This window comes from Oryzihumus sp. (assembly GCF_036391795.1).
Lineage (GTDB): Bacteria > Actinomycetota > Actinomycetes > Actinomycetales > Dermatophilaceae > Oryzihumus.
This window is the reverse complement of record NZ_DASVZH010000287.1, coordinates 1-10,049: the sequence shown is the minus strand read 5'-3', so window position 1 is coordinate 10,049 and position 10,049 is coordinate 1. Positions and strand designations below refer to the sequence as shown.

General features: G+C 71.9%; 9 protein-coding genes. 3 read left to right on the top strand and 6 right to left on the bottom strand.

The window, feature by feature from the left end:
• The 5 genes from VF825_RS17835 to VF825_RS17815 form a co-directional block, all read right to left on the bottom strand.
• Nucleotides 1-370: thioredoxin-like domain-containing protein (locus VF825_RS17835; RefSeq protein WP_331115876.1), on the bottom strand; the 370-nt coding region annotated here is incomplete at its 3' end.
• A 527-nt stretch (nucleotides 371-897) separates the two neighbouring features.
• The gene (locus tag VF825_RS17830) at nucleotides 898-2,550 is read right to left on the bottom strand and encodes a recombinase family protein (protein WP_331115874.1); all 1,653 of its coding nucleotides are present in this window, start codon (nucleotides 2,548-2,550) and stop codon (nucleotides 898-900) included.
• A 24-nt stretch (nucleotides 2,551-2,574) separates the two neighbouring features.
• Nucleotides 2,575-2,721: a hypothetical protein gene (locus tag VF825_RS17825; RefSeq protein ID WP_331115878.1), complete on the bottom strand. Its 147-nt coding sequence runs from the start codon at nucleotides 2,719-2,721 to the stop codon at nucleotides 2,575-2,577.
• Nucleotides 2,718-3,545: a nitrilase-related carbon-nitrogen hydrolase gene (locus VF825_RS17820; protein ID WP_331115872.1), complete on the bottom strand. Its 828-nt coding sequence runs from the start codon at nucleotides 3,543-3,545 to the stop codon at nucleotides 2,718-2,720. The genes VF825_RS17825 and VF825_RS17820 overlap by 4 nt, the downstream gene beginning before the upstream one ends.
• A 1-nt stretch (nucleotide 3,546) precedes the next feature.
• The gene (locus VF825_RS17815; protein ID WP_331115870.1) at nucleotides 3,547-5,634 is read right to left on the bottom strand and encodes a cytochrome c oxidase assembly protein; all 2,088 of its coding nucleotides are present in this window, start codon (nucleotides 5,632-5,634) and stop codon (nucleotides 3,547-3,549) included.
• A 27-nt stretch (nucleotides 5,635-5,661) separates the two neighbouring features.
• On the opposite strand from VF825_RS17815, the gene VF825_RS17810 reads away from it, so the two are divergent.
• The 3 genes from VF825_RS17810 (at nucleotide 5,662) to VF825_RS17800 (ending at nucleotide 8,873) form a co-directional block, all read left to right on the top strand.
• Nucleotides 5,662-6,525 carry a maleylpyruvate isomerase family mycothiol-dependent enzyme gene (locus VF825_RS17810; protein WP_331115868.1) on the top strand — a complete coding sequence of 288 codons (864 nt, stop codon included), beginning with the start codon at nucleotides 5,662-5,664 and terminating at the stop codon, nucleotides 6,523-6,525.
• A gap of 129 nt (nucleotides 6,526-6,654) precedes the next feature.
• Nucleotides 6,655-7,161 carry a MarR family transcriptional regulator gene (locus VF825_RS17805; protein ID WP_331115866.1) on the top strand — a complete coding sequence of 169 codons (507 nt, stop codon included), beginning with the start codon at nucleotides 6,655-6,657 and terminating at the stop codon, nucleotides 7,159-7,161.
• Nucleotides 7,161-8,873, top strand: a complete 1,713-nt coding sequence (locus VF825_RS17800; protein WP_331115864.1) for an MDR family MFS transporter — start codon at nucleotides 7,161-7,163, stop codon at nucleotides 8,871-8,873. Before VF825_RS17805 ends, VF825_RS17800 begins: the two co-directional genes overlap by 1 nt.
• Before the next feature lie 108 nt (nucleotides 8,874-8,981).
• Here the strand turns inward: VF825_RS17800 and VF825_RS17795 are convergent.
• The coding region (locus VF825_RS17795) for a dihydrolipoamide acetyltransferase family protein (protein ID WP_331115862.1) at nucleotides 8,982-10,049 on the bottom strand (1,068 nt) is incomplete at its 5' end.

Here is a 10,049-nt window from a genome sequence, read left to right as displayed (position 1 = left end):
CCTCGGGGTCGATGACCACGAGCGTGGGCCACGCGCGGGCGGTGTAGGCCTTCCACGTCACCAGCTCGGGGTCGTCGAGGACCGGGTGGTGCACGGCATACCGCTCGACGGCGGCGACCAGGGCGTCCGGGTCGGCCTCGTGCTCGAACTTGGGCGAGTGCACCCCGACGAGGACGAGGGAGTCGGCGTACTTCTCCTCCAGCGGGCGCAGCTCGTCCAGGACGTGTAGGCAGTTGACGCAGCAGAACGTCCAGAAGTCCAAAATACATAGACGACCCCGGAACTCCTCGATTGAGTAGGACTTGCCGCCAGTATTGAGCCAGCCCCGCCCCGTGAGTTCTGGGGCGCGAACGCGGACGCGAGAACGCATGCCGAGAGCGTACGCGTCCCCGGGCGCGCCTCGGACTCGCGCCCTACCCGCCGCCGGACCTGCGCAGGTGCCTGCCAACGCCCGCGCCGGGGTGAAGCGCACGGGCGACATAGTCGGCAACCCATTCAGAAGTGACATCGTCGTGCCAAGATTCCGGGATGGAGACAACGAAGCCGGGACCTTGGCGCCCGTCGGGACCAGGTCGATGCAACCAGGGATGTGCTCGTAGTCGGTGACGCCGACGCGGTAGACGGGAGACGTGACGACGACGCGGTCGCCGTGGGCGAAGGTGTGCATGGGGTGTTCCCTCTCTCTGTGGCGGCCGCGCGGCCGTCACAGAGAGAGGGATGGGCCCCGAGGTCGGGAGCTGCTCATGAGCGCCGGAGAGGGGCGGCGAGGCACCTTGGTGCGGCGAAAGTGACGAAGTGACGGAAGTTCCTTCACTTCCTATTCCTTTCGTAGAGAGAGATCTCTTTAAGCGGGGAATAGAGAGTGACGGTTCTTTAATCACTTCGTCACTCTGGGGCCTAGGACGGCGACGTCACGGGCTCCTCCGGCGCTCCTCCGGCGTCGATGCGCTGCGCGCCAGCCGGGGTCGTGCCTCCAGGCGGGCTTACCCAATGGATGAGCACGCGCTCGCCGGGATAGAAGCGGACGCCACGGCCGGGGGCGCGGGTGATGGTCACGCGGTCGATGGCGAGGGCCAGGAGGCTACGGCGCTCCTCGACCGGCAGGGGATCCCATGCCTCGCGGCTCTGCGTCATGTCGAGAAGCGGCGTCATGTCGCCCTCCGGGTCCGGAAGCATCGCCAGAGCGGCCCGGGCGTCGGCCACGCGGACGCGGAGAGGCGGGAGCCGATGTGCCGCCTCCTCCGCCGTGAGGATGCCAGCGGCGGCGAGGTCTATGACGCGCTGGAGGTCGGCCTCGAAGCGCGCGAGCACCTCCGCGAGGCGGTTTCGTTCGGTCACGGCCTCGGGGTCCACGCGCGCCGCCCATCGACGGGCGACCTCGGCGACGAGCTCGACGCGATGCGGGTCTTCGGCCTCGTCCTCCGGGTCGATGGCGAGGCGGCGGAGGAAGGTGTCTACCACGGCGTCATCGGTCCGGGTCTCGGGCGCCGTGAAGCCCGGGCACGTCGTGCCAGCCTGCGCCGAGGCGCATCCGTAGGAGCGGTGTCCGTTGCGGCTTCCCGTCACGCGGGCGATGCGCTCGCATGAGGCGCACCTCACGAGGCCGCGGAGGAGCGTCGGGCGGCCGCCGTCGAGCGGGCCTCGACGACCGCGGCCCAGGTCGTCGCGGCGCTCGTCCACGAGGGCGAGAATCTGCGCCCGCTCGGCCTCCGTGATGACGCCAGCGCCGACGGAGACCGGGAGCCCGTCGGCGTTCAGGTAGACATCGGCGACGGTCGCCCAGTTGCCCGAGGGGAGTTTGCGCCGGAGCGACTGGAGGCCTGCGAAGCCCGGAGACTTCAGGAGCTCGCGGATGGTTGAGGAGCGCCACTCGCCGCCGCGCGAGGCAGGGACGTCCTCGGCATTGAGGCCCTTGGCAATGAGGTACGGGGAGCGACCGGCGAGGGCCTCGTCGGCGATGCGACGGGCGAGGGCGTAGGTCTCCGGATCGCGCTCCAGCGTCCCGTCCTCGGCGCGGCGGAGGCCGAGGGGAGGCTTGCCGCTCTGCCACTTGCCGTTATCGCGGGCAAAGCGTCGGGCGCGAGAGACGCGCTCGGAGAGCTTCTCGGCCTCCTCGCGGGCAACCTCGGCCCGAACGATGAGGGACAGGCGGGCGCGCTCGTCGCCCGTGTCCGTGCCGTCCACGCCGAGAACGCGGCGGTTCTTCCCAACATGGCGCTCGGCGAGTTCGCCCGCCTCGACGGCGCCCTTGCGCGTCGCGCGGTCGAGGCTCCAGACGATGAGCGTGCGGAACTCCTCGCCGCCGTCGAGGTCGCGGAGGGCCTCCTCCCAGACCGGGCGGGCCTTGCGGGAGTGGCGGCTCGCGCCCGTGCCCTCGCGCTCGGCGTAGACGCGGACGACCCGCAGGCCGACGCGGGAGGCGAGGGCTCGGCAGTCGGCCTGCTGCTCGCGCATGGAGCGGCCGAGGCGGTGCGTGTCCTTCGAGTTCTTGTGAGAGCGGCGTACGTAGATCGCCGCGGCCGCGTCGGGCGCCGAGTGGTGCGTGGTCATGGACGCACCGTATAGGAGTTACTCCTAGTAGCGGGACTTGCAGAAGTCCAGGACCACGACCCGGCCGCGCAGGTCGGCCAGGGACAGGTCCGTGCCGCCGGTGTTGAGCCAGCCGCGGCCGGCAAGCTCGGGGGCGCGGACGCGCAGGCGCCTGGTGACCGTGTCGCTCATGCGCGCTGGAACGGCAGTCGGCGGTCGCGCAGGACCGGGAAGCTCTCGCGGTAGTCGTCGACGGAACTCATGTCGACCTCAACACTGAGCACCTGCTCCCCGCTTCCCGCCACGGCCAGGACATCGCCTGTGGGAAGGACCACCTGGCTGTGCCCGCCCATCTCGTGCCCGGCGTGCGTGCCGGCGGTGTTGCACGCGACGACGACGCACTGGTCCTCGATCGCGCGGGCGTGTGCCAGCAGCGTCCAGTGCCGCACCCGGGCCATCGGCCAGGCGGCGGGGATGACGAACATCGTCGCGCCGGCGTCGACCTGGGCGCGGTACAGCTCGGGGAAGCGCAGGTCGTAGCAGGTGGACAGGGCCGCGCGGGCCGCCGGACCGCCCGCGCCGTCGGGCACGTCCACCAGGGCGAGCCGGTCGCCGGCCTCCATGAGCTTGGGCTCCCCGGCGCCGAAGCCGAAGCGGTGGATCTTGCGGTATGCCGTGACCAGGGCACCGTCGCGGTCGAACACCAGCGAGGTGTTCCACAGGTCCTTGCCCTCCGGGCCGCGCCGGCCGTCGGCCGGACGCTCCACGATCGAGCCGGCGTGCAGCATGACCCCCGCCTCGCGCGCCGCGGCGGCCATCGCCTGCGCCACGGACCCGTCGACGGCCTGGGCCCGCTCCTCCCACGCCGGGTAGTCGAAGCCCCCGGCGGACCAGAGCTCGGGCAGGACGACGAGGTCGTGGCCGGCCTGGGCGCGCACCATCGCAGCCACCCGCTCGGTGCGTTGCTCGACGCTCTCCTCGTCGCCGTAGGCCAGCTGGATCACGGCAATGCGCATGTCAGTCTCCCTGCGTCGGGGCTGGGTCGGGTTCGGCGGTGACCTCCGGGTCGGCGGCGGGCCCGGTCGTGCCGGGGCCGGGGCGTGGCGCAGAGGAGCGGGTGTGCGCGGCGCGGGCGGCGGCCAGCCGGGCGTTGTAGGCCCGCAGCTCGGCGTCGTCGTCGCGGTCGGCCTGGCGGTCGCGGCGCCGGGCCTCGGCGGTGTCCGAGCGCACCCAGGCGGCCGCGACGAGCAGGGCGAGGATGAGCGTCGGCAGCTCGCCGACGGCCCAGGCGATCGCGCCGCCGTTGCGCTGGTCGGCCAGCAGCTGCTCCTCGCCGAGCAGGTGCAGCTGGTGGAAGAAGTCGGGCGCCAGCAGCGTGGTGCCCGTGGTCAGCGCCACCCCGAAGAACGCGTGGAACGAGATCGTCGCGAACAGGACCAGCAGCCGCATGGACGGCGGCCACCGCCGCGGCCCGGGGTCCACCCCGACGAGCACCCACGCGAACAGGTAACCGGCCAGCAGGAAGTGCACGGTCATCAGCACGTGCCCGGTGTGGGTGCGCAGGGACAGCTCGAACAGCGGCGTGAAGTAGAAGAGCACGAGACTGCCGAAGAAGATGGCCGCCGCGACGACCGGGTTGCCGAGGACGTTCAGGTATCGCGAGTGGACCAGCCCCAGCAGCAGCTCGCGCGGTCCGAGGGTCTTGTCGGAGCGGGCCGGCAGGGCACGCAGCGCCAAGGTCACCGGGGCGCCCATGACCAGCAGGATCGGCACGGCCATGGACACGACCATGTGGTAAGTCATGTGCGCCGAGAAGAGCACCATCCCGTAGACCATCGGGGCGCCCTGCGTGCTGTAGAGGAACACCAGCCAGCCGGCCACCCACAGGACCGTGCGGCCGAGGGGCCAGCGGTCACCACGGCGCCGCAGCCGGACCACGCCCGCCAGGTAGAGGCCGACCGCCACGAGCGCGAGCGAGAGCCACAGCCACTCGACCCGCCAGACCGTGAGCCACGCGTCCGGGGCCACGGGCATCGGCGGCGCCGGGTAGCCGGTCAGGGACAGGGCCGGCGAGACGTTGCCCTGGGGGCTCTGCGGCACGGGCGGGGCGCTGCGGGAGAGCGCCGTGGCCAGGCCGAAGGCCGCACCCATGACCACCAGCTCACCGAGGGCGAGACGGACGAACAGGCCGGTGGCGGCCGGGTCGGCACCGAGCCGGCCGACGACCCGGCGCCGCTGCTGCCAGCCGGCCGCGCCGAGCAGCACCAGGGCCACGGTCTTGCCGATCACCAGCGCGCCGTAGGAGGAGGCCAGGCCGCTGAACGAACCCACCCGCAGCCACGCGTTGAGCGCCCCGGAGACGGCCACGATGGCGAAGCACCACCCGGCCAGGGTGGAGTAGCGGCGCACGCTTACCGGCAACGCCTTGCCCAGCAGCGGGCGCAGCACGACCAGGCCGAGCAGGCCGCCCACCCACAGCACCACGCCGAGCAGGTGCGCCCCCAGGGAGTTCACGGCCGTGTCGTGGTCAGTGGACCCTGCCGCGTGCCCGGCCAGGGCCAGCGGCAGGACGGCGAGCAGGCTGAGCAGGGCCAGTGCCACCATCGCGGCACGGGTCCGGGCCAGCGCCGCGCCGGTGGCCACGACCAGCACGAGACCGATGCTGATCGCGGCGGCGCGCAGCACGTCGATGCTGAACACGAAGGTCTGCAGCTGCTCCCCGAAACCGGGGTCGCTGACCCGCACGCCGGCCAGGTCGGCGAAGGAGAAGACCAGGCCGACCAGGCCGGCGACCGCCCAGACGGTCGCGGACACGGCCGCCCAGCGGGTCGCGGTCAGCCGCCGGGAGGTGCTGCGCGACTCCGGCACGATGAACGCGGCCAGCACGAGCAGGCCCACGGTGAGGGCAGCCGCGAGGTCGTGGACGACCCGCACCAGGACGACACCCCAGCGCACCAGGGCACCCGGGTCGGGCAGCCCGGGGACGGGCGCGGCCACGGCGCCACCGAGGACCGCCGCGGGGACAGCGACCGCGAGCGCCGCGACGACGACGAGCACCAGCGGTGCCCGGGCGGGCGTCTGCGGGTCGGACTTCCGGGTGGCCATGGGGTCCAGCCTAAGTAGGGTGACGCCATGCCCATGCACCCGGCAGCACCCTCCGACCTGCACGGCCTCGTCGAGGCGTTCGCCCAGACGGGCCAGGCCGTGGTCGACCTCGGCCGCTCGTGCAGCGAGGAGGACTTCCTCCGCGAGACCGAGTGCCCGGGCTGGACGGTCAAGGACCAGATCTCGCACGTCGCCGGCGTCGAGGCCTGGCTGGAGGGGCACCGCGACCCCCGGGTCGACGTGCCGCCCTACGAGCACGTCCGCAACGAGCTCGGCCAGAAGGTCGAGTCCGCGGTCGAGGTGCGGCGCGGCCGCAGCGGCCAGGACGTGGTCTCCGAGCTCGAGCACGTGCTGCCCCAGCGCCTCGCGACGCTGCGCAGCCCCGGGCTGACCGACTCCAGCATCATCCCCGGACCGTTCGGACCCGAGCGTGCGGCCACCGTCGCGCTCATGCGGGCCTTCGACGTCTGGGCGCACGAGCAGGACATCCGCACCGCCCTCAACCGCCCGGGCAACCTGGACTCCCCCGCGGCGGCGGTGTTCGTCAACGCCGCCCTGATCCAGCTGCCCAGGCTGGTGGCGCGCAAGGCCGGCCTCGAGCCGGGCAGCACGGTGATCCTCGACGTGACCGGCCCGGTGGTCGCCCGGGCCGGGGTGCGGGTGGACACCGGTGACGACGGCCGGCCGCACGGGCACGCGATGTTCTCCGGCGAGCACGTCGACGAGACCGTGCCCCACCTCGAGGGCCCCACGGTCAGCATCAGCATGTCGACCGACGCCTTCACCCGCCGCGCTGCCGGGCGGCGTGCGGTGGCGGACACGGCCTACGCCGTCGTCGGGGACGAGGCGATGGCTCGCCGCGTGCTCGAGGCCCTCGTCGTCACCCACTGAGGTCACCGCCCCCCGCCCGCCCCGGCGAGGGTGAGGCGCGCCTACGCCTTTTTAGTTGTTTGCGCCATGCAACTGTCGTGTGATACTTGTATGCCGCAAGCAAGTTTCGTGCGATCAAAGGGGGGTCCGATGGCGATCAGCCATGAGGCCGCCAACCAGCTCGGCGCGGACCTGGTCCGGGTCATGAAGCTCTTCCACGCGATGCGCCAGCACGCCCCGCGGCTGCACCCGGCCGTGGACGCCACCGCCTACCCGGTGCTGTTCACGCTTGAGAGCGGCCCGAAGCGGGTCTCCACCCTGGCCGACTGCGTGCACTCGGACGTGTCCACGGTCAGCCGGCAGGCCTCGATGCTGGCCCAGCACGACCTGGTCGAGAAGCTTCCCGACCCGGACGACCGGCGGGCGGCGATGCTGTCGCTGACCCCGGCCGGCAAGGCCCTCATCGAGCGGTTCCGCACCCAACGGGGGGAATGGTTCCGCAGCATGCTGCAGGACTGGACCGAGGCCGAGGCCGAGCAGTTCACCGCACAGCTCGACCGGTTCGCGGGGGCCCTGGAGTCCTCGCGCGACCAGATGATCAAGCACTTCGCCGACGCCATGAGTGGCGTCCACACCACAGCCAGCAAGGAGCAGTAATGGCGTCCGCCACTCCTGCGACAGCGACCGCCACCGACGGGCCGCTGACGCACAAGCAGATCCTCACCATCCTCGTCGGCCTGCTCATGGGCATGTTCCTCGCCGCCCTCGACCAGACCATCGTCGCCTCGGCGATGCGCGTCATCGCCGACGACCTCAACGACCTTGCCGGGCAGGCCTGGGTCACCACGGCCTACCTGATCACCTCGACGATCGTCACGCCGCTGTACGGCAAGCTCTCCGACATCTACGGCCGCAAGAAGTTCTTCGTCACGGCCATCACGATCTTCATCATCGGGTCGATCCTGTGCGCCTTCGCCACCTCGATGCCCATGCTGGCCGCGTTCCGCGCCGTGCAGGGCCTCGGCGCCGGTGGCCTGTTCTCGCTGGCGCTGGCGATCATCGGTGACATCGTCCCGCCGCGCGAGCGCGCGAAGTACCAGGGCTACTTCCTGGCCGTCTTCGGCACCTCCAGCGTCCTCGGCCCGGTCATCGGCGGCTTCTTCGCCGGTGCCGACACCATCCTGGGCATCACCGGCTGGCGCTGGGTCTTCCTCGTGAACGTGCCGATCGGCATCGCCGCGCTGTTCGTCGTCGCCCGCACCCTGCACCTGCGCCACACCCGGCTCGACCACCGCATCGACTGGTGGGGCGCGGTGGCCCTCACCGTCGGCCTCGTCCCGCTGCTCATCGTCGCCGAGCAGGGTCGCGGCTGGGGCTGGGGCTCGGCCAGCTCGATCGCCTGCTACGTCATCGGTGGCCTCGGCGTCATCGCCTTCTTCCTCATCGAGCGGGCGATGGGCCACGAGGCGCTGCTGCCGATCTACCTGTTCCGCATCAAGACCGTGGGCGTGGCCTCCATCGCCTCGGTCGTCCTCGGCATGGGCATGTTCGGTGGCCTCGTCTCGCTCCCGCTCTACCTGCAGATCGTCAAGGGCGCGACGCCGACCCAGGCCGGCCTCATGCTGGTCCCGATGACCCTCGGCATCATGTCCGGGTCGATCATCTCCGGTCAGGCCATCTCCCGCACCGGCCGCTACCGGCACTTCCCGATCATCGGCTCGGCCCTGCTGGTCATCGGCCTGTTCATGTTCCACTACGTCGCCTACGACACCCCGCTGTGGCAGGTCATGGTGCTGATGGTCGTCTTCGGCCTGGGCCTCGGCTTCAACATGCAGCCGCTGACCCTCGCCGTGCAGAACGCCGTCTCCCCGCGGGAGATCGGCGTGGCCACCTCCTCGGCCACGTTCACCCGCCAGATCGGCGGCACGCTCGGCACCGCGATCTTCCTGTCGATCCTGTTCTCCTCGGTGCCGATCAAGCTCGCGGAGGCCTTCCGGGTCTACTTCCCGACCCCGGACTTCCAGGCGGCCCTGCGCAACCCGACCGGCAACGCGGCGGCCAACGCCAACGTCATCGCGGCGCTCAAGAGCCGGCAGTCCGGCGGCAGCGGCAGCGGCGCCAACCCGCTGAGCGACTCCTCGTTCATCCAGCAGATCGACCCCCGCCTGGCCAAGCCGTTCCTGGTCGGCTTCTCCGAGGCCATGGACCGGGTGTTCCTGGTCGGCTCCGCCGTGATGGTCGTGGCGTTCATCGTGCTGTGGTTCCTGCCGCACGTGGAGCTGCGCAGCGGCTCGTCCTACTCCGAGCGGGGCAAGAGCGACGCCCAGGACGCGGAGGCTGCCGCCGCGGTGCCGCCGATCGCGCACTGAGCGGGGGCGCGCCCGGAGGTGACGGGCGCGCCATACCGGCCCTGACACGACGAAGCGGGCGGTGGGACCAGGTCCCACCGCCCGCTTCGCGTTGCTGCGCGGGTCTGCTCAGCCCCAGACGAGGCCCTTGCTCGGGTCCTCCAGGACGGCCGCGACGTCGGCCAGGAACCGCGAGCCGAGGTCACCGTCGACCAGGCGGTGGTCGAAGGACAGCGCCAGCTGGGTGACCCAGCGCGGCTTGACCTTGCCCTTGACGACCCACGGCATCTGGCGCACCGCGCCGAAGCACAGGATCGCGGCCTCACCCTGGTTGAGGATCGGCGTGCCGTTGTCGACGCCGAACACGCCCACGTTGGTGATCGTGATCGTGCCGCCGGTCATGTCGGCCGGGGGCGTGCGACCCTCGCGGGCCGTCGACACCAGCGCCGCCATGGCATCGGCCAGCTGCCGCAGGGACATCTGGTCGGCGTCCTTGATGTTCGGCACGATCAGCCCCCGCGGGGTGGCTGCCGCGATACCGAGGTTGACGTAGTTGGCGATGGCGATCTCGCCGGCCGCCTCGTCCCAGCGCGCGTTGATCTCGGGGTTGCGCCGCGCCGCGAGGAGCAGAGCCTTGGCCACGATCAGCAGCGGGCTGACCTTGACGTCACGGAACTCGCGGTCCTCGCGAAGCCGGTCGACCAGCTTCATCGTGCGCGTCACGTCGACCGTGATGAACTCGGTGACGTGCGGGGCGGTGAACGCCGAGGCCGAGACGGCCTGGGCGGTCATCTTGCGCACCCCCTTGATCGGGACCCGGGTCTCGCGCTCGCCCGAGCGGGCGAACACCGGGGCCTGGTATGCCGGGGCGCCGGCTGCCGGGGCAGCCTCCGCCGCGGTGGGGCCGCCGGCGACGTGGGCCTCGACGTCGGCGCGGGTGATGATGCCGCCCTCGCCGCTCGGGGTGACCTGGGTCAGGTCGATGCCGAGGTCCTTGGCCAGCTTGCGCACCGGCGGCTTGGTCAGCGCCCGGGCCTGGCCCAGGCTCCGGCCGGGAGCAGCCGGAGCAGCGGCAGCGGGAGCGGCCGCAGCCGGGGCGGCCTGGGCCGTCATGGACGGGGCAGCCGCCGGGGCCGGGGTGGTGCCACCCTTGCGGGGGCGGCGCTTGGCCTCGGTCTGCTTGACGCCGTAGCCCAC

Excerpts from the sequence above, each read along its gene's own strand:
- VF825_RS17815 (WP_331115870.1), bottom strand. The coding sequence starts at position 5,634 with ATGGCCACCCGGAAGTCCGACCCGCAGACGCCCGCCCGGGCACCGCTG.
- VF825_RS17825 (WP_331115878.1), bottom strand. The coding sequence starts at position 2,721 with ATGAGCGACACGGTCACCAGGCGCCTGCGCGTCCGCGCCCCCGAGCTT.
- VF825_RS17805 (WP_331115866.1), top strand. The coding sequence starts at position 6,655 with ATGGCGATCAGCCATGAGGCCGCCAACCAGCTCGGCGCGGACCTGGTC.
- VF825_RS17800 (WP_331115864.1), top strand. The coding sequence starts at position 7,161 with ATGGCGTCCGCCACTCCTGCGACAGCGACCGCCACCGACGGGCCGCTG.
- VF825_RS17820 (WP_331115872.1), bottom strand. The coding sequence starts at position 3,545 with ATGCGCATTGCCGTGATCCAGCTGGCCTACGGCGACGAGGAGAGCGTC.
- VF825_RS17810 (WP_331115868.1), top strand. The coding sequence starts at position 5,662 with ATGCCCATGCACCCGGCAGCACCCTCCGACCTGCACGGCCTCGTCGAG.
- VF825_RS17830 (WP_331115874.1), bottom strand. The coding sequence starts at position 2,550 with ATGACCACGCACCACTCGGCGCCCGACGCGGCCGCGGCGATCTACGTA.